We start from the raw sequence: 18063 nt of genomic DNA on the forward strand, positions 1-18063 counted from the left end.
TTTCTGTCTCTTCAGATGTACGGAGATTTTTCAGAAATCAAATACTAGCCCTATACTCTATATCAGCTTCTAAAAGAAACTATGCTTGAGAAAAAAGTTCGCATTGTCTCAAGTTTATAATAATGTTGTAGATCGGAACGGCACTTAAAAAAGCTATAAACTATACTCCATAAGCATTGCAGGTTATAATTTGCCAGTAATTGAAATGGTAATCGCTACTCATCCCACTTCATCAACACCCCATCCACAATCGCAATCCCCCACTGCGGAAACTTCACCAGCAACTTTTTGATCACAATCTGCAAAGCAGGGTCATCATTCCAGCACTCCTGCAAAAAGTCAAACCCCGGATTCTGCCCCGAATTGCTTGCTACTTTGAGTTTCTGCATACGCTCTGGTCGCACATTTGCCCTTGCAACAATCGCCTCATGCGACCATTTTTCAGAATTTGGCACGGACACGGCGGAACTTTCACCCTCATGATCCACTTTCACTTCAACACTAAAGACTTGGTTTTCTCCTGACAACAAAGCTGAATTTCCCTGTTCTACTTGCCCCTGTGTTTGATTAGCGATCGCCAAACTTGAAGAAAATTCATTTTGAGCGACGGGCGCGGCGGAACAAATACCCTCATGAGGGAATATCGCTTCAACGCCACAGTCCTGGTTTTCAGCTAACAACGAAGTGGGATTACTTTGTGCAGTTTCCACAAGCGCTAGCGTCGTGCAGTCCATTGCCACAGGCAAGTCTTTCTCTTTCTCTGACACGCTCTCAACAGACTGAGGCGACGCGACCCCCAAGGGAGCGATCGCCGTCTCATCTCCATGCGAAATTTCTGTAAGCGTGTCAGAGATACACCTCACAATCTCTTTTGAAGAGATTGTGAGGTGTTCCTGAACAGTTTGTGAGGGTTCCTGAAACCCTTGCTCTAACTGACTTTTACCTGAGATAGATGCTTGATTTAAAGCACCTATCTCTTCAGAGCCAGCATCTATCTCTGAATCCCCAGCATTTAATTCTCGTTTTTCAGAATTTGGTTCTCGTTTTTCGGCATTGGCTTTCTCCCAGAACTCCTTCATCCGACTGCCATGTAAATTCTTCACCATCCAACTAGCTGTTTCTCGGCCGTCTTCTATAGACTTATCCGGCTTGAAAATGAACAACCCACTTTCAGCTAGAATTTTCTTTGCAGAGATAAAAGTACTGTAACCCATCCCAGTAGAAAGGGGCATCCACCGAGAACCGTAAGGGTCAGCCGTCCAGCATTCTTGCCACAATTGCGTAACTGAGGGTTTTTGCTGCGAAGCCCACAGCATATCTTCGATGGGAATAATCACATGGAGCCTTTTATACAGTGACTTTGGTTTGCTAGCGGCAGCAGTCTTTTTGAGCTTGGGTTTTGTGATAGTTGCAGTCATTTTATAATCTCCTGTTATGTTGACGCACGGAAATTTCCCCTACTGTGATGTGGGGCTTGGTACTTGTATTTGGTTGTCTAAAAAGTCACCGATACACTGAAACCCTATTGAGGTTGCCAGAATCGCAATTCATCTCGGGAATACCTGTCAGTCTTTTTCGATTGCTCCTTCCAGTGATCCCATGCCACCACTACTTCCTCGCCTAAATCTTGCACCACCTCACCCCTCTCAACATACAAAGTGCGGTATGGGTCAGCATGAGCAACGATAGAGCCGATGCCAATTGTCCGAGGTTCAGTGGATGTGTTGTGAAGTGCGGTAATTAATTCTGTTTCCTGGGTGGTAAGTTCTGCCCAATAATCTGATTTAATCACCTCATATTCTTGCGCCACTGCCCAATAGTCCTGCCACGTACACCCAGGTTTAGCCAGCACTGCCCTAATATCGCTAACCGCCTGGGGTAGCATTTCTAGTTGCTCGGCTCGATATGCGATCGCAGTTGGTGTTGGCTCACTCCCCAGAATGATTGCCGCAGCTTCGAGTGCTTGGGTATTGTTCATAGCGCTGGCAAGATTCTTCAATGCCATGCCCATGAGCCGCAGACATTCTTGGGCATTTTCTTTTGGTGGTTCCTGGGCTAGCGATCGCAGGTCAATAGTTTTCTCCAGTGCAAGTTTTACCTGCTTGTTCAAAGCTTTGGTTGCTTGGTGGGTCATGGTATTCCCCCACTGTTGCGAGGGACGTTGCTCTACAGCATTTTCCAAATCCTGAATATGCTGCCTAAGTTGTTGGTTCTCAATCTCCAGTTTTCTTAAGCCTTCCATCTCATCCAGCCGTTCCTGTAACTGAACGTTTTGCTCCTTTTGTTGCTTGTACAGGTTTTGCAGAGATTGGATTTGTTCTTGTACTTGGGCTTCGGCTGCTCACTATGGCAAATACTAAGAATATTGCAGGTAGTAAGGAACTTGTAGGAGCCGTTAGGCTTATCGCTTTTAGTGGTTATTAGGCGACTTCAGCAAACCTTACGAATCGATTCAAGTCCGGGTAAACTGCTTTAAAGTAAATAATTTCGTTCTCTTCATGATCAAGATGAAGGTATAAATGAACTTCGTCTGGGTCTTTCTTGAAAGTACTTTTTCCTCGCCAGCAGTTCTGTTCTGATTTCTCCCAGTTACAAGACTCAGCATAAATGTCTGCAATGACTGCCTTTGGTGCATAACTTTCAACTGTAGTGACTGAAGCGTGAATATTTCTCTTGTCCTTATTCACCAAAAACAAGTTATATGCAGGTGCGATCTGAACAAGGCTGACAAAAAACTGGATGATTTGTGGAACTGCTTTTTGAAGAATGATGCGATCGCTCTCCAGCGTGAACAGTTGATCCTCTACTGTCGGGTAGGAGAACAAGCGATCGCGGATTGAAATGTTTCGCTGGCTGACTCCAGAGATGTCCAAGTTTTTCTGAATATCCTGAATATTGTCTCTAATCCTGTGGTAGAGGAAAAGTTCAGTGCCAAAGTTAGGGCCAAACATCTTACCCATGCTGTCGTAGAATCGCGCCCCTTCATATACGGATGATGGAGCATCCAAACACCAGCCTTTAGGGTCTGTCATGATCCGGTGAATAATTTAATCATGTTTGGCATCACCGTTCCCAAGCCCAGCAAGCTCTAAGTAAACTTGTCTGTCTAACAATGAAGGATAAATGAACTTATGCCGTTTGGGGTATTTCAGTCTAAGGCAGTCTTGCAGCAGTGAGGATAAGCCTTCTGTGCTGAATAAATTGGGATTGTCTTGGAGGAGTAACTGGAAAACTGGTAAATTAGACATACTATTTCTTTGCTAAAGGATTAGTCTGGGCGATTGTTCTTCTTGGCGGGAGGCGATCGCTTTTAACTTAGTCCAAGAGTAAATATGTCAATAAAGTTTTCTAGTGACTTAAATAAAGATGGCGTGAGATTCATAACTGTATAACCTCGTACATAACTAAAGAATTATGTTAGTACGAGTTAGTACGTTGCGATCTATAAAAAACAAAACCCACCTAATGCTCGGCGGGTTTGTCCTTTATAACAGTGTTAATAATGTGATCACGCCATTGCCTGAGAGTGGTATTCTCCTCTCTCAGGCGACTAATTCCCCCAGGCATTCCTCTACAAGAGACTCAAGTCTTTGAACTCTTTGCTCAATCTGGGCTACATCATGGCTATTTTCCGAATTTTCTGTCTCTACATATTCTTTAATAAATTTTAAAAGTACGTCTGTAACAGTTTTGCCCTGCGCTTCGACTTTAGACCGAAAAGCTGTTCGCATCTCCTCTTCAATGCGAATCGTTAGACGAGATTCAATAGCCATAGACAATCTCCTTTTGTTTTAGGTTATCACAAGCCGTTAGTACGATTTATTCTACCAGGAAATATATTGGACTGGGGTTCCGTACTAACTATATTGACAAACGTACTAACTTGTACTAACACAGTAAATATGAAGGAGGAAATAAGCGCAACGCCTCCTAGTAAATAAAGATGCGTTTACTACAGAACCATGACAGCACAATCCAGAGTGACTGCTTGATAAGTAACTGAGGCACTGGCACAACCAGAGAAGGCGAGGGGTACACAGTATGGAAATGGATTTGCACTGAATAAGAAATTACCAGCAGGACGACGGACGGTAGTTGAAGCATTTGAAGTCGTACACGTCGCCTGATACGCTGTATCTCCTGTTTCGGTAATACTCAAGTGCCACTGGCTTTGAGTCACAAATATATGGCTACGCCAAATCTTTTTGAGAGCGTTGTGCTGAGCCACAACGTTCTTTGCACACATAACAAAGGCGATCGCTCGGTCTGGACAACTTCTGCGATCGCCTTTTCCCCTATCACGGAGATTAATATTATGACTTACGAAACACTAACACAGCAAGCAATTCCTAGTTCTTCTGTTGATGAACAAGCCCTAGCCCAAGCCGAAGCTGTAGCCCCAACCCAAGATCCTCTCACCAGAAGAGATCGCCGCATCATTGGCGAGATTATCGAAGTTGAACCCGAATCAGTTCGCACCATCTGGATTGAAGGCAGGATTACGGTATGGGTGCAGTTAGTCGGTGGCGGACGACTACCCTTCGACCGCAACTGGTTCGCTACAAGAGTGGCGCAAGTAAAAGCGACTCTACCAGAGACACCACTAGAAAGGAACGAACGATTAAGCGATGACCTAGAAAAAGCCTGCACTGTTTTTGGTCTGTATCACGGCGAAATTGACTGGTTAAGATTCAGCACCAAACTCTACCAAGACGGGCACTTTGTTGGCTTCGTCGGGTGCAATCAACAAGGCTGGTACGCTCGACCAAGACAGTACGGGGTAAATCGGGTTGCTGGCAGTGCAAAAGATGTGATTGCATCGTTGGGAGTCCGAGCGGCAGTAGCGGCGTAAGTTGCTGAAGGTGAGAAAGGCGATTGCTCCCCCAAGAGTTATGCAATCGCCTTCAAGCTAAATCGTTAATGAAGTGAATCATGACACAAAGTGTAGCAAGCAACTTCTTGCTTCAAGTAGGTAATTGTCACGAAAGAATTCTCCTACCTGCTACAGATGCGAATGTAGAGGTGAAAGAAATCTTTAGTACTGCAAGTGAGAAAAGCGATTGCTCCCCCAAGAGAAATGCAATCGCCTCCATAACAAATTTATGACAATTTAAATCATCATGGCATATTGCAATTATGATTAGCCCATTTTCTCTTCAACAAGCCGATTGGGATGAATCCCCAGAGAAAATACTCCTACCTCCAACAGACCCCAACGCAGAGGTGCAAGAGATTCCTGGATACAAGTTGGTTTACGCTGACGGAGCCTGCCCCAGAAACTATCGAGTGTATAAGGGTGATTCCATGATTGGGGTGATATTTCAATACATCACCCACTGGTCTAACGGAGTAGATTCTCTTCGATACGCCAAGTCGGTTGATGCAGCAATTGGACTAGACCAATTTATGAAGGTGGCAAGGATATCAAAAGCGACTATGGAACAACTAGCCAGGAAAGAGGAATTACTCGATAAAGAATTTGATGTGCCAAGTGAAAGATTGGTTGCAGCGTAAAGAAAGGGGTGGGCGTTGCTGCCCACTTCCTCAATAAGACTGTTTTACTTACATGACAAATATAGCAATGTCACCCATAGAAATCCTACAAGAGTTCAACTTGTGCTATCTCAAGGTTCAAGCGATTGCCCAAGATGAAAACTGGCTCTTGTTGATTGCGGATAAAAAGATTGATCCAGAGGCAGCAACACATTTGGGTGATGTTCTGCACTATTTGGATCAAGCGATGGGTTGTGTCGAAGAAATCGTCGAGGTCAAATTTAATCAAGAGGCAGAATAATGCAATCAACAATCACCATCCCACAGGGCTGGAAATACCCCCGGTTCACGTTGAGACAGCGTGCAGAACAAGGACTGATTATCGGCATCAAGTATTACCCAAGCGATAGTCTTTTGGCACACGAATATGGTGAAGGCTGGCGGTACATCGTCATGCCTGATATCAATTCCATTGAAGAGGAAAATCGCTTAGAGAACGAAATCGAACTACTGACACCACAGGAATTGAGAGCAGAGATTCAGGCTGAAATAGAAAAATGTCTACGCCAACTTGAACTGCTGAAATACGAGTTAAAAGCAATCCCTGGCATTGTCATACATAGCTAAGTCGAACACTATCCAGTATCAACGCAATTTTTAGCAACAACAACGCAATTATGGAAACCATCAAAATCAACAACAGCGTCTTTCTCATTCCACCGAGCCAACCAAAACTACAAGCAAATTGCGCTAAAGAATACGGGCAATTTCTTCTTGATTGTCCCCCAAAACTGACAATTCTAGAAGCACAAGCCGGCGGATATCTCAAGGGAAATAAGGCTGATTTTGCAATTGCAATCTCTCGCCCTGACCGTGCATTGACCATCAACGAGAACTTCACCAACGAACCATTTACTGAACTGTGGGTGATTCCGGTAGCAGGCGGACTCAAAGACCAATTTAAAGGCCCAGCTTCCATGCTGCTTAGTTTTCTGATCCACCGTCGCAGTAAAGACAATTTTGCTGGATTGTACAATCATTTCGCCCATCGCGCATTTCAATCGTGGTGTGAGGAAGGGATGCCCGGAGATCCAAAGGAGTTCTGTTATCAGGCTATCGCTAGCGTACTGAAAAACTATATTTTCTGCGCGGAGTTTCAGAAAGTGGAAGGAACGCTGGGAACGTACTGGTTTATTCAGTGGAGCTATCGCAATCCTCAGTCTGATTTTGAGAAGGATGCGCTCGAAGCGGCAGAGATGATTCGTAGTGGTGCGGAATCTGGGGCAACAGTTCATTGGGTAACGAATGAAACTTACGAGCGATGGGCATCGAATGCTGTCACTGCACCAGCATTACCCCCGGTTTCGGAAACTGAGGCACGGCTATCTCTGCAAGGACAGAATCAGACAGCAATGCCGCAAGGTAACAAGCAGTAATTAAACACGAAAAAGGCGATTCACCTTTGAGTCGCCACTAGATAAATTAGCGGTTCAAACAAGTCAATGAAAATCGGTACTGTTTCAATTAGTTATTCGAGAAAATTCAATTTGGGCAACTACGAATCAATCGAATTAGGTTGTTCGCTTTGGGCACAAGTGGAAGAAGAGGAAGACGCTTCAGGCGTAGTTCAATTTCTTTATTACCAAGCAAAAGCAGCAGTTAAAGAGGCAGCAATGCCAGTAATTAAAGCTAACGAATTCCAAATTAACAAAGCCAAATCTCAGCGCAAAGTTGCAAATAATGAAGGTGTTGCAGAACTAGATAATTTTTGAGCAAATCAAACATGAAACAATTAACAGGTTTTATTTCCATTGCCGCATTACCAGAATCTACTGCGGCTTCTGCTAAACAACAACTGCTGGAAACAATTGAATGGCTCCACAAAAAAGGTGCTGCTACTGAAACCAACCTCAAACTCTTGACTGCAATTGTCGAATCAATTCTTTGCTCGGAAGAATCATACACCAGATTTTTGCAGTGTGGTTTTGATGCAGCCATTGAGTTTTTCGATACCAATTCTCAGAACTGGGAATTTGAAGAATCAACGTCATCACCTCATAATCCGAGGAATTGGGATGAGTACAAGCAGCTACAACAAACACGGGTATTGTTGTCAACAACCCGGACTGTCACTGATTAAGGTAGAAAATGGGGACTTTAAATATAGCCCCTATCGTAAAACTGTACACAATGAATTACAAACTAGAGGAAATAAGCAGATGAATCTTTGGTCAAGAATGGATTTAATTGCATTAACAAATAAACGCTTTCTAGGAGATTTTTACGATTTTATTTCTGATTACAGTGGCGGATGGATGATTAAGTTTTTGTATCTGATTAAAGTAAATGTTGCTCTCTGGTTTGGATGGAAGTCGGAGCCGGAATATGACGACTGGCATTGGGGACTGGGGTATTTTGAAGAGGAATACCGACAAGACTGGAATGCGCCAATGGGAGCTTGTGATTGGCAAGAAATCTGTACTCCCGTCAGTTTTCTAAAATGGCAATATGGTATCGGCGAAAACTCGAATTATTAATCAATAATAGACTGTTCATTAAAGGATTAAGAATGGCTAGTCTCCCACCAGTTTCTTCAATTGTCAAAGTCATTAAAACAGTTGCAGACCAAGACCAAAGGCTAGGGCAAACAGGCACAGTAATTCAGTATTCAGCACACGGTATGGTTTGCGTTCATTTCCCAGATATGCCGCCTGGTCAAGGAATTTTTTTCAATCCACATCATCTCAAAATCATAGAGTCCTAGTCAAGATTATGCCCAAAAAATCCACTTACCCCACCTCTACTGACCAGTCCTCACTGTGTCTACAATACCTCCATCGTTGTGGGGGGAGCGCACGGTTGTGCAGTATTAAATTTAGCCTGGGAGTGATTCAAGGCTTGGTCAATCAAAGAAAGGTAAAGATTATGAATACAGGTGCAGGTTTCTATGTTCAATTGGAGGATTCCAAATGACTAACCACAAACAAGTTGTTTACAAATCAGGGTTAGACCACAAGAGTAAAATGGTTCTTCGCCGCCGTACTAGGAGAAGATTTAACCCAAAAATTTTCATTGATCGCACCATAGAAACAACTGCAATCGCTTCTCTGTTTTTAACTGGGTTTTTAGGAATAGGGGCAATGGCTTGTTGGGGGCTGGAGATTATCGAGACAAATAATTCCAACATAATTATCTCTGTTTGGCAGCAACAGAAAAGTATTTGCTTGGGTGTAATGCTGGTAAGTTTTTCTGCCTTCTTAGGCATTTCTTTAATCGGAGCAAGCTTCAGCATTCAACGAGATAAATTTTAGGGAGATAAATAGCGATGGAAATTAAGCTAACTACTTCAGAGATTCGGACTATCTTGCAAGGGTGTCAATATACGTTGCAGCTTGTGGGGAGCAGTAAAGATTATCGCAGGCTTCAGTCGTCCGAGTACTTTTCTACATCAAATAATGTGGTATGAAACGATGCTTTCAATGTTTTAGGAGAAGTAGTAGAGGCAATTGATCAGGTGGAGCAATTTAATCAACAAGGAGAATCAAGTCATGGAGCAAGAAATTAAAAATGCAGTCGGCTTAGGTAGTCCTGAACTTGTGATAGAGTCAAAACCAAAACCAGAACCTGAACCAATACCAACAGTAACGATTTACGATTTTGGCGCTCTATTATCTAAGCACGAACCACCTAAAAAACAAAGATGAACACAAAGCAATTGATTCTTAAATCTGCCATTGGAGTTTTCGCATTTTCCACTATTCTGAGTGGCTGTATTATGGTTTTCGGGCAAAAGAAAACCAATTACTTCAATATAACAATACCTGCAAGCGCAGCGAGGTTGGCTTTCTGTTTCAGCACGATGGGAACTGGATTAACCATGTTTATCGGTAGCCGGATTGAGGCAGCGCAATTTGAAGGATCACTAAAACCCAGACCTGTGCCTCTTCCGTGCCGAGGTTGCAAGCATTTCCACGGGGTTGTCTACAACGGTGTGCTTCTCAATTGCGCTGTTCATCCCAAAGGCTGGCAAGGTGATAAATGTCCCGATTGGCAAAGCTTTCGACTATCTAAATAAGTAGGAGCAACAAATAAAATGACGTTAACTCTGAATAATCGCTCTCAAAATAAAGAATCGTCCCTGACCAAGCATTACGGCAGATACAACAGCTAAACTCCAAAATTCAGGAATTAGAACAGTGCCATAAAGACTATGTGGTATCGCAACAGAATTTAATTCCAGCCATTGCTGAGATTTGTATTTCTCCGATCCAGGAAGTACAGGCGCTGCGGATTCTGATTTATCGGGGAGAAGCAGCTTGTCGGCAGTATTTGCGATCGCTGTTGGTTAAACAACGTCAGACTTCATAAAGTTCAGGCACTCAGTGATTCCGGTTCTGTACGAGATATTTCCAAAACTCGCTGTAACCAATATGAAATTTGAGCAGATGCAGATTGCTTTTGTTCAGCATCAGTCCAGATATCGTCCCAATGGAATAGCCAACGAGTCAGAAGACGAACTAAATCAACTAATTCACAGGCTCGGTCAATATCATTTGCCTTTACCATATCTGGTACAGTCCACTCAATAAAGTATCGGCTTTCATCAATCAAAGCCAGTATTAAATCCTCTGATGAGCCTTGAGTCCACAAAGATTGAATTTGTGACAAGTGTGTAGCTAAACGACGTAAACGTGTAGTCACATCATCTTGCATAAAAATTTGTTGCTTTGGTGTCACTTCGATCATAAATTTCCTAGGAACTCGTTAATCAGTTGAGCTACCCTTTCTCTAATATTAGGGTCTAAAAGTTCCATTGAACGATTTTGCCGGGGACGAAGATTAACCATCGACTCATAAATAATTTTTCCAGTTATTGGCATGAAACTGGCAGCCCAAATATCTTGTTGTCTACTGCCGTCATCTAGCAATTTTTCTTCACAATCAGCGTGTAGACCACCACCACCAACCAGCACCCGACGCTCGATATCGACTGCGGTTTTGATGTAGAACTTGTGCTGTTGCAGCATTTGTTCAAGTTGCTCCGGGGTAGCGCGTTCGCGTAACAGCAAAATCATACAGCTGAAAACCTCTGTAATATCATCAAAGCTAACTAGAAGGGCGCTCTGTTTCTTGCAACCAACTTAAAATAGTCAGCGCCAACTCCCAGGATTCGCGTCGCTCCCAATTAGGTAAGTGATTCAGTACTTGTGCAAGGAATATAGCTGGGTTTTCCAATTCTCCGCCACGAGCCGCAACACCATCCCTAACGAGCGCCCCCAAAGTGGCAGCTTGATTCCCTTTATAGTCAGGCTGTCTCTTAATTTCATCAACAATCCAGTCCGGTACTGTGATTGTTTTAAATCCTGATTTCGGCATACACAACAGAGAAATAATATAAAGATAGTACGGCAGTTTGCGTTATGTTTGCAAACATTTGTGCGGTATGGTACGTTAAAGAATGGAATACTCCCACAATAGCTTCACAAATAGTAGGAGCAATCGTAATGAAAAATATTGGTATTAAGCCAATACATCCTAAAGAATTTAAAAAAGTCCATAATTTCTCGACTTACCAAATGAGTCGTTTGTCAGGTTACTCAGTTGAGGCATTAAAAAACTGGTTAGCTGATGAAAGTAGCTCCAGATTTGTCGAACCAAAGCCGTATGTACTTAACCATTTTGGAGCGATTCATAATTACTTATTAAGAAGTTAGTGTTTCCCAAACACTAAGCCATTAGAAAAACCCTCCCCACCAGCCGATGGTTTTTTTATTATTAGTATTATCAGTACCGGAACTCAATTGGAACTCAACCGGAATTCAATCGGAACTCAATCGGAACTCAGTCGGAACTCTAGGAGCCGAAACCATTGCTAATTCAGGGAAGCTGTGTAGTTGAAGAATTGTTAACACGAGAGGAGGCAGCCAGACAATTGGAGCCATCAGTTGGAATTAGACAGTTCCAAAAGTATTTAGACTTAGCTTCTTTGTACTTGCCAGAATTTGAGGATTTTCGGGACGAAGATAATGGAGGGCTAAACGGACGAGCAAAATTGACAAACTGGCACTTACCTGTCCTTCAAAGAATTAGAAGTTACGTTTTAGCCAAAGGTTCTTTGAAAAAGGTGGCAATTGAATTAAAAAATCACCCCGAAAAGTTTTTAGGAGCGTAAATGATGATTATTAAAGAATTTGCACAAGCTCTCAATAAAGTACCAGGAAAGGTAGTTGATGAACTACGCCGCCAATATCCAGAGCAAAAATGGACGGTCGATTCACAAGTTCCAGAGGAGATTTTAGCTAGATTTCGAGACATTACCAATAGTGAGAAATTACAACCTCAACAATCACCTATAGCAGATATACCCGAAGCCACAATCACCAAAGCTGATGAGGCAATTCAACAAGCCTCATACAAGTTGACTGCGGCTGATAAAGAGACTATTTCTGGTGCTATAGCTGTTCAAAATGAGCAATCTAAGATTTTGGGTGCATCAACTGGTGTCACAGGAGCTTTGTTGTTCATGGAATCCTTGATTGGAGCCAAAGGGACGGTGTTGGATGCCTTTGCTGAACAATCCATGTTGGAAGTTGATAACCAGATTACCGAGATAGATCAGAGTTTGATTAATTTGGCAGAAGAAGCCTCAACAAGACTGGGGGAGTCGATCAGAAAAAAGGAACAACTCAAAGTACGACTCAATTCGTTACGGGAGAGAGTTTCTTCGATGGGGACACAGATCCGATTTTAGAAGCTTATAAAACAGTGGCAGCATTGCTACAGATCCAAAATGAAACTGTTGCCACTGTTGCCCAAATCCGATTACTTCAAGAGCTATTAACTCATCAAAAGAAAAATCAGGATATGGATATTCTCAGTACGGGATTGTTTGCTACTTCAGTTATTGGCGCTTTAGGTGGTAGTGCATATATCGTTAGTAGCGTTGTCGCTACTGGATTAATTGGTAGCGGGATATTCATTCCCTTGGCATTACTTGTTGGTGCAGGATTGACATTTCTGAGACGGGCATCAAAGTAACAGTGATGGGTGGAAGTGTTTCATAAAACTGTTTCATGAAACGTTTCAACGGTTTCATCAGTGTTTCAGGGTCGTGAAACAGCATTCCCCCGTGTGAAACGTGAAACATGAAACACGAAACAACAGTCCATTCCTTGCTCGAAAGGCGTTATGAAGGGTAGTGTTTCATCCAACTGTTTCACAGCACTGTTTCACGAAACTGTTTCAACGGTTTCATCAATGTTTCAGACTCGTGAAACAGCATGAAACAGTATTTCCGGCATGAAACATGAAACGCCTCATTAAAGATATGTGTGAAACATGTGAAAAATTTGTAGTAAGAATGCGCTATAACACAGTAGTCTCATGTATAAGAAACAACTGTACTTAGCTTTGACTGGTGTTAGCATCTGCATATTGCCTGTAATTATCCCTTTAGTACCCAAGTTGGGGGCTTATGCAGAGCTTCAACGGCTAAAAGCCACAGAAGAATTAGAACGTTCGCGCATAGAAGAACGGGCAAAAACCAGTGATGCCTTGTATGAGGCGGGAGTCATGCCCACAACTCGAAAACTAAGGATTACCAATTACTTTGACAACAGTAAACGCAATCCCAGACCAGACACAACCCTATATCTTGATGATGAAATTGTTGATGTTTTTGACGCAACAGGTAGGTGTATTGGGCGAATTGAAGAAGGAATTTGGAAGTGGAAATACAAAGACAAAGGAATCTGTAAAAGCGTTCAAAATATCAAACCAGTGAGGAAAAAGTAATGGCTAATGGTTCATCAAGTGCAGAAAGTAATAGTACTAGTAACAGCGATGGTAAGCCCAAAAATAACAAGCGATCACTTGGTGAAATCATCGATTTTTGTGCCAAGGCTGTTGTGATGATTGTCGGCTTACCCATTAGGGCTGCCGCCGCGATTGTTAATCAGTTTGTTGCTAACGGTGGTGCGGGTCGTGCATTAGTTGGCGGGATTTTATTTATCGGCGGTTCCATAATCAGTGCTGATTCAACTTGGCAATTAATCTTTCAAGGCCCGCCTGTTTTTGCCTGGTTTGAGCCGGCTTGGAATTGGCTAAATGTGCCGTTTGCACTGTTCAACCCGTTTTTTTACCTTGCATTCATAATTTCTATCGGTGTGCAAGTAATTGAAGCTCATGCCTTACGCGGTAAAAACCCAGATTCAGCGAGGCGGGAGCTTCAAGACCACATGGTTTATGAGCTTGAAACCAAGCCTAGTGGCAAGATTGACTTGGTAGGCCAACTCTGGGCGGACTACAAAACCGCAGGTATACGCGATCGCTCTAGCGCAGGGCTAGTTGTGATTGCGGTTTGGGCGTTCGATATTATCACCACCTTTGCGGCTCGTAACCCATTTGAATTTACAGCCCCATTCATGATTTTGGGCTGCATCTTATTTAACATCGGCACAATGATGGCGGGTGAAATTGGGTTCGCTATTTGGCGACTGAGAAAGGATTAAAGTGAGCGCCGCTTAATAACTCTTGAGTGGAGCGGCACTCACTACTCAACAGGGCATTTCTTTTATGCAAAGTAACAATATCCCAAAAATTACAACTAAAGAAACTGAATATTTGCGCGAGCAATATCCTAATTTGTCTCACTTGGAAGCCGGAAATATTGCCCAATGGTTGCAAGAGAGAAAAGATGGATTATTTGAAATGGCACGGGCATCTGAGAATGAAGCAGACATGACTCGTGTACTTGGTTTGCTGGCTTCTGGGATCGGAGCGGTTTGTTATGCGGTCAACCCACTGGCACTAGTTGGTGGTTTAATTGGTGGTGCTGCATGGCTATGGTTTGTTGTCGAACACTCCAACCGCACTAAAGAAATTGCCCCCTTGCCTTTTGTACGTGGCAACTTTATAGATGCTCTAACTCGTGCTGGGGATTATGATGCTAGAAGCAATTATCAAGCGGATCATCTTGCTAATACCGTTAAATTCCTAGAACGACAATCAGCACAAGAGTACGCCTTTCTTCATGCTGAGTTTGAAAATATTGTCCAGTATTTAACCCAAGTTGAACCAGGAAAACGTTTTTATGCTTATCGCTGGATGTTTGGCTGGTTTGGTAAGCTTTTCGGTCGTCAGCTACCCACTTATGAAAGCATGGCTCTCCATTTACAGGATGTGACAATTGACAGCCGGGTGAATCGGTCGGAGATAAGTGCGATCGCACAGGCAAACGTCCAGTTACTACCGACCGTAGATATCAAACAGTTTCAATCGCCACAGGTAGATGTTGGGAAGATGAACCAAGCTGTGGAACTTTCTAGACCGACAGAGTTACAACCATCAGCTGATGGGCTTGTACCAGAGGCTCTAATTAATCTCCCTCTAATTAATAGGGCAAACGCACTCATCGCTGCTTTAACGAAAAGTGGTTTTCAAGTAGAAGATATGATGAGTTCCCAAGTCATTGCGATCGCTGGTACTCAGCGAGGTGGCAAGGGAACCTTAGCAGCAATCTTGGCAACATTATCAACAGCACTTGACCCCGGATTGAACACCCAATACTTTATAGCCGGAGTGGACGTTTACCCCTTCGCTTGCAACTTAACCTCTGCCCTTAAATACCCGGATATTGATGCGGATGGGGCTGATCAACTCGTCGCTCGTGATTTATTGAAATTTCTTAAAGGTTTAGATGGAAGCGAACCTTACTCCCATAAAAATTTACTGCTAGTAATTGATGAGGCAATGCGGTTGCTGTCATTGTTGGAGGAGAGCGATCGCACCTGGGCGATTCAATATTTACTTTCTCGCTTCGCTAAGTCGGGTGGTACATTAATTATCGTGCTGCATGGCTCCAACCTGACAAGCGTAGTCGGTAAAGCTACGGCTGGGCTGGCAGACACCTTTAAGCAATCGGTTAACTTTATTGGTTGTGTAGCTCAAGCGGTTAGCGCTGGTGGTCTACGCAAAATGAATGTTGCTAGTGGAGAATATTTCAAAGCCAACCCTAACAACTTTGGAGAACCTGTTAGCGGTGGCAATCTGGGCATGATTCCCGAATGGCTAAAGACCCACAAACACCCAGGCAATGGGCAACCAGATCCAGCAAGAACATTACTTCAGTTCTTCCCGGAATTAGTTCAACAGCATGAAAGGGCAGTCATACCCAGAGGGGAGAAAATTGCGCCATCAGACGCAGTTAATCATCTGGAGTCCATTTTTTCAAAGCCTTATCAGGAAGTGGAATTTCTGGAAGTAGAAGAGAGTAGTATTTCTGAGGCTGATTTAGAACAGATTGTGGCGATCGTTGCAGCTACTGCTAGTCCTCCAACTTCTTTTGCTGCTATCAGAAACAGCCGCAAGTGGGGCGACGATAAAAAGAGTGTTCTTTACTTGAGAAATGCCCTATCACAATTGATTGACACTAACCGATTGTGCGGAAATGAAAAAGATGGTTTCAGCGTTTTTAACATTAATCACTAATATTCGTCACAGTTCTCGTCGAGTTCCGGTCGAGTTCCGGTCGAGTTCCGGTATTCTTACATCATTAAATACGGCTAAAAAATAGAGTCTTTTTATTTCTCCAGCAAGATTTAATTTTTCTAACCATTTTCCAGAATGTGGGAGCATAGGAAGTTTTAAAATGAGCGATAAATTAACTACAGCATTACAAAAATTAGCCATAAGCCCAGTTAAAGCAGACAGGCTGGCCATTTGTAGATTGGAAAAAGAGTACGGCGCTTCTTTATCAGAAATTATTGGTGAACTCGAAGATTATGCCATCGTTCACCAATCTATTCAAGACGAAAGAGCTAAACCCAGAAATCAGTTGATTATTGCTTGCTGTTATGGCTGTCTTTGGGGCGCAGTTATCGGAATTGCGACGTTATTTATCAAGCCTAATGTTACTGTAGCCGCGATTGGTTTGGGTTTTACGGCTGGAGTGTCTGGGAAATTGCTGGTTCAAAAAGAGGAATAAGTTGAAGTAGTTGAAGATTGATTTTAATTGTTTAGCTGAACTCTTGGATTTATGGGAGTAAATATGTCTTGGTCGAAATCTATTTCTCTTGATGTTGCTAATAAGCTTTTTGACGTAATTGGAGTTTCTTTTGAGCAAAATGAATTAGAGGGTGGTTACATCGCTAAACATGAAAGTAAGACCTTGAGAAGGCCAACATTGATCGCTTGCTATATAGCTGTTTTGAGTGATTGGGTAACAATAAAAGAGGATTAAAGTTATGTTGAATCTATCATTTTTTGTATTCAAGTCTCAACAAGTCTGGTTCGTTGGCACACCAGAAAAACTTGAGTGGGCTGCTGCTGATATTGTCGCTAATTTGTATCTACAAGCTTTCCTCACATAATTACTCTGACTACCTGGGAAAAGTTCTTAGTGTATGGAAGGATCATAAACCAATTACGACCCTTGGTGGAAAACAGAAGTGGTAACGCTTTATGAACCAGGACTTTGAACGGATAGCTTAACGTGTATAAAAACAACAGGAACAGTAAATGATAATCATCCCTTAGAATCTAAAGCAATTATCCTAGTAATGCAAATCCAAAAGTCTACTTTTCTTATTTCAGTAAATTTACTGCAACAGTATTTCTCTAGAAAGGTACATAAAAGTAGAAGTTAACTTTCAGGAAAATTACGATGAATTTTACAGAGTCTCTCAAAAGTGAGCTAATTTCTTCAGGTATAATTGACCAAACTTTAAAGGTAGGAGATACAGCACTTACGGCAGCTATGAGGTACATTCCCAAATCTGAAAGCTTTGATAGGAGAGGGCAAGGAAAAAAACTGTATTGCATAATAGCCGGAAGCGCTGTATTATTCCTAATTTCATTCTACCTAATGCTTTCAGCCAAGCAGTAGAATTACAAAAACTACTAGTTAGTGGGCCTGTAGTTATTTCCTTTTATCGAGGTTCTTGGTGTCCTTTCTGTAACTTGGAACTAGCAGGACTCCAACAAGCATTACCTGCAATTAAAACATTAGGAGCATCAATAATTGCTATTTCACCTCAAACTAATCGTCATACCATGTCAACTGTAGAAAAACATGAACTAACTTATGAAGTATTGAGCGATCGCAGCAATATGATTGCTCGTCAATTTGGCATTGTGTTTCAAATCCCGGAGTATCTAAGACCTATATTAGAGTCAAAGGGTCATGTGTTACCTAGATACAATGGAGATGAGTCTTTTGAACTACCTATTCCAGCTACATTTGTAGTTGATCGAGACGGAAAAATCGTTTATGCTTTTGTTGATGCAGATTATACTAAACGGTTAGACCCAATTGAAATAGTGAGTATTCTAAGAAATATTCCTATAGTTAGCAAAAGCTAGTACAGCTTGGCGTAATTCGGATACTACAAGCCTTTCGTTGATTTGGAATGGGTGTTTTATTTACGCCGTACTGTAGTAGATAAATTTTAAATTAAACTATTTTTCCAAATTTTAGATAATATTCAGCTTTGTATCAGACTCATCTCAGAATAATCTGTCACTCTAATAATTAAAATAAATCAGGCAGTCTTGAGGAAATATTTCCTTATA

General features: G+C 42.4%; 33 protein-coding genes and 1 pseudogene. 25 read left to right on the forward strand and 9 right to left on the reverse strand.

Annotated elements, in window-relative coordinates:
* Positions 1-215: 215 nt before the first annotated feature.
* From HWQ36_RS04865 to HWQ36_RS04890, 6 genes and pseudogenes are all read right to left on the reverse strand, one after another.
* Complete coding sequence (locus tag HWQ36_RS04865; RefSeq protein ID WP_292698677.1) at positions 216-1418, reverse strand: hypothetical protein; 1203 nt, start codon at positions 1416-1418, stop codon at positions 216-218.
* Between the two features lie 104 nt (positions 1419-1522).
* Positions 1523-2338 (reverse strand): annotated as a pseudogene (locus HWQ36_RS04870) (hypothetical protein); the annotation flags it as partial.
* Between the two features lie 82 nt (positions 2339-2420).
* Positions 2421-3032 (reverse strand): hypothetical protein, encoded by a 612-nt coding sequence (locus HWQ36_RS04875; protein ID WP_292698679.1) that lies wholly within the window; start codon positions 3030-3032, stop codon positions 2421-2423.
* Between the two features lie 15 nt (positions 3033-3047).
* Positions 3048-3248 (reverse strand): hypothetical protein, encoded by a 201-nt coding sequence (locus tag HWQ36_RS04880; RefSeq protein WP_292698681.1) that lies wholly within the window; start codon positions 3246-3248, stop codon positions 3048-3050.
* 294 nt (positions 3249-3542) lie between these two features.
* Positions 3543-3773: a hypothetical protein gene (locus HWQ36_RS04885; protein ID WP_292698683.1), complete on the reverse strand. Its 231-nt coding sequence runs from the start codon at positions 3771-3773 to the stop codon at positions 3543-3545.
* Between the two features lie 179 nt (positions 3774-3952).
* Positions 3953-4180, reverse strand: a complete 228-nt coding sequence (locus HWQ36_RS04890) for a hypothetical protein (RefSeq protein WP_292698685.1) — start codon at positions 4178-4180, stop codon at positions 3953-3955.
* Positions 4181-4186: 6 nt separating this feature from the next.
* On the opposite strand from HWQ36_RS04890, the gene HWQ36_RS04895 reads away from it, so the two are divergent.
* The 13 genes from HWQ36_RS04895 (at position 4187) to HWQ36_RS04955 (ending at position 9861) form a co-directional block, all read left to right on the forward strand.
* Complete coding sequence (locus HWQ36_RS04895; protein ID WP_292698686.1) at positions 4187-4852, forward strand: hypothetical protein; 666 nt, start codon at positions 4187-4189, stop codon at positions 4850-4852.
* A gap of 284 nt (positions 4853-5136) precedes the next feature.
* Entirely contained in the window at positions 5137-5514 is a 378-nt protein-coding gene (locus HWQ36_RS04900) for a hypothetical protein (RefSeq protein ID WP_292698688.1), read from the forward strand.
* Between the two features lie 67 nt (positions 5515-5581).
* Positions 5582-5794, forward strand: a complete 213-nt coding sequence (locus HWQ36_RS04905) for a hypothetical protein (RefSeq protein ID WP_292698690.1) — start codon at positions 5582-5584, stop codon at positions 5792-5794.
* Complete coding sequence (locus HWQ36_RS04910; protein WP_292698693.1) at positions 5794-6120, forward strand: hypothetical protein; 327 nt, start codon at positions 5794-5796, stop codon at positions 6118-6120. Before HWQ36_RS04905 ends, HWQ36_RS04910 begins: the two co-directional genes overlap by 1 nt.
* A 50-nt stretch (positions 6121-6170) precedes the next feature.
* On the forward strand, positions 6171-6929 hold the full coding sequence (locus HWQ36_RS04915; RefSeq protein WP_292698695.1) for a hypothetical protein: 759 nt from the start codon (positions 6171-6173) through the stop codon (positions 6927-6929).
* A gap of 66 nt (positions 6930-6995) precedes the next feature.
* Complete coding sequence (locus HWQ36_RS04920) at positions 6996-7265, forward strand: hypothetical protein (RefSeq protein WP_292698697.1); 270 nt, start codon at positions 6996-6998, stop codon at positions 7263-7265.
* Positions 7266-7276: 11 nt separating this feature from the next.
* Complete coding sequence (locus HWQ36_RS04925) at positions 7277-7633, forward strand: hypothetical protein (RefSeq protein WP_292698699.1); 357 nt, start codon at positions 7277-7279, stop codon at positions 7631-7633.
* A 79-nt stretch (positions 7634-7712) separates the two neighbouring features.
* Complete coding sequence (locus tag HWQ36_RS04930; protein WP_292698701.1) at positions 7713-8030, forward strand: hypothetical protein; 318 nt, start codon at positions 7713-7715, stop codon at positions 8028-8030.
* A gap of 32 nt (positions 8031-8062) precedes the next feature.
* The gene (locus HWQ36_RS04935; protein ID WP_292698703.1) at positions 8063-8257 is read left to right on the forward strand and encodes a hypothetical protein; all 195 of its coding nucleotides are present in this window, start codon (positions 8063-8065) and stop codon (positions 8255-8257) included.
* Between the two features lie 205 nt (positions 8258-8462).
* Entirely contained in the window at positions 8463-8804 is a 342-nt protein-coding gene (locus HWQ36_RS04940) for a hypothetical protein (RefSeq protein ID WP_292698705.1), read from the forward strand.
* 237 nt (positions 8805-9041) lie between these two features.
* On the forward strand, positions 9042-9197 hold the full coding sequence (locus HWQ36_RS04945; protein ID WP_292698708.1) for a hypothetical protein: 156 nt from the start codon (positions 9042-9044) through the stop codon (positions 9195-9197).
* The gene (locus HWQ36_RS04950) at positions 9194-9568 is read left to right on the forward strand and encodes a hypothetical protein (protein WP_292698710.1); all 375 of its coding nucleotides are present in this window, start codon (positions 9194-9196) and stop codon (positions 9566-9568) included. The genes HWQ36_RS04945 and HWQ36_RS04950 overlap by 4 nt, the downstream gene beginning before the upstream one ends.
* 137 nt (positions 9569-9705) lie before the next feature.
* Complete coding sequence (locus HWQ36_RS04955; protein WP_292698712.1) at positions 9706-9861, forward strand: hypothetical protein; 156 nt, start codon at positions 9706-9708, stop codon at positions 9859-9861.
* Positions 9862-9864: 3 nt separating this feature from the next.
* On the opposite strand, the gene HWQ36_RS04960 is transcribed toward HWQ36_RS04955, so the two are convergent.
* The 3 genes from HWQ36_RS04960 to HWQ36_RS04970 are packed head-to-tail and all read right to left on the reverse strand — an operon-like array spanning position 9865 to position 10869.
* Positions 9865-10239 carry a hypothetical protein gene (locus HWQ36_RS04960; RefSeq protein ID WP_292698714.1) on the reverse strand — a complete coding sequence of 125 codons (375 nt, stop codon included), beginning with the start codon at positions 10237-10239 and terminating at the stop codon, positions 9865-9867.
* Positions 10236-10568 carry a DUF5674 family protein gene (locus HWQ36_RS04965; protein ID WP_292698716.1) on the reverse strand — a complete coding sequence of 111 codons (333 nt, stop codon included), beginning with the start codon at positions 10566-10568 and terminating at the stop codon, positions 10236-10238. The genes HWQ36_RS04960 and HWQ36_RS04965 overlap by 4 nt, the downstream gene beginning before the upstream one ends.
* A gap of 31 nt (positions 10569-10599) precedes the next feature.
* Entirely contained in the window at positions 10600-10869 is a 270-nt protein-coding gene (locus tag HWQ36_RS04970; RefSeq protein ID WP_104906723.1) for a hypothetical protein, read from the reverse strand.
* Positions 10870-10913: 44 nt separating this feature from the next.
* Between HWQ36_RS04970 and HWQ36_RS04975 the strand changes: the two genes are divergently transcribed.
* The 12 genes from HWQ36_RS04975 to HWQ36_RS05030 all read left to right on the forward strand — a co-directional run bounded on the left by HWQ36_RS04975 (position 10914) and on the right by HWQ36_RS05030 (position 17853).
* Complete coding sequence (locus HWQ36_RS04975; protein WP_292698720.1) at positions 10914-11207, forward strand: hypothetical protein; 294 nt, start codon at positions 10914-10916, stop codon at positions 11205-11207.
* A gap of 46 nt (positions 11208-11253) precedes the next feature.
* Positions 11254-11391, forward strand: a complete 138-nt coding sequence (locus HWQ36_RS04980) for a hypothetical protein (protein ID WP_292698722.1) — start codon at positions 11254-11256, stop codon at positions 11389-11391.
* Complete coding sequence (locus HWQ36_RS04985; RefSeq protein ID WP_104899242.1) at positions 11363-11665, forward strand: hypothetical protein; 303 nt, start codon at positions 11363-11365, stop codon at positions 11663-11665. Before HWQ36_RS04980 ends, HWQ36_RS04985 begins: the two co-directional genes overlap by 29 nt.
* The gene (locus HWQ36_RS04990; RefSeq protein ID WP_292698726.1) at positions 11666-12244 is read left to right on the forward strand and encodes a hypothetical protein; all 579 of its coding nucleotides are present in this window, start codon (positions 11666-11668) and stop codon (positions 12242-12244) included.
* A 14-nt stretch (positions 12245-12258) separates the two neighbouring features.
* Entirely contained in the window at positions 12259-12531 is a 273-nt protein-coding gene (locus HWQ36_RS04995; protein WP_292698728.1) for a hypothetical protein, read from the forward strand.
* A 345-nt stretch (positions 12532-12876) separates the two neighbouring features.
* Positions 12877-13287 (forward strand): hypothetical protein, encoded by a 411-nt coding sequence (locus HWQ36_RS05000; RefSeq protein WP_292698730.1) that lies wholly within the window; start codon positions 12877-12879, stop codon positions 13285-13287.
* On the forward strand, positions 13287-14003 hold the full coding sequence (locus HWQ36_RS05005; RefSeq protein WP_292698732.1) for a hypothetical protein: 717 nt from the start codon (positions 13287-13289) through the stop codon (positions 14001-14003). Before HWQ36_RS05000 ends, HWQ36_RS05005 begins: the two co-directional genes overlap by 1 nt.
* Before the next feature lie 64 nt (positions 14004-14067).
* Positions 14068-15981 carry a hypothetical protein gene (locus HWQ36_RS05010; RefSeq protein ID WP_292698734.1) on the forward strand — a complete coding sequence of 638 codons (1914 nt, stop codon included), beginning with the start codon at positions 14068-14070 and terminating at the stop codon, positions 15979-15981.
* Between the two features lie 160 nt (positions 15982-16141).
* A complete protein-coding gene (locus HWQ36_RS05015) occupies positions 16142-16477 on the forward strand; it encodes a hypothetical protein (protein WP_292698736.1) in 336 nt (111 codons plus the stop codon).
* Between the two features lie 63 nt (positions 16478-16540).
* Positions 16541-16732 carry a hypothetical protein gene (locus HWQ36_RS05020; RefSeq protein WP_292698745.1) on the forward strand — a complete coding sequence of 64 codons (192 nt, stop codon included), beginning with the start codon at positions 16541-16543 and terminating at the stop codon, positions 16730-16732.
* A 4-nt stretch (positions 16733-16736) separates the two neighbouring features.
* Positions 16737-16862 carry a hypothetical protein gene (locus tag HWQ36_RS05025; RefSeq protein ID WP_269141640.1) on the forward strand — a complete coding sequence of 42 codons (126 nt, stop codon included), beginning with the start codon at positions 16737-16739 and terminating at the stop codon, positions 16860-16862.
* A 445-nt stretch (positions 16863-17307) separates the two neighbouring features.
* Positions 17308-17853: a peroxiredoxin-like family protein gene (locus tag HWQ36_RS05030; RefSeq protein WP_292698748.1), complete on the forward strand. Its 546-nt coding sequence runs from the start codon at positions 17308-17310 to the stop codon at positions 17851-17853.
* Positions 17854-18063 lie beyond the last annotated feature (210 nt).

Source organism: Nostoc sp. NMS2 (assembly GCF_017115105.1).
Classification (GTDB): Bacteria; Cyanobacteriota; Cyanobacteriia; order Cyanobacteriales; family Nostocaceae; genus Nostoc.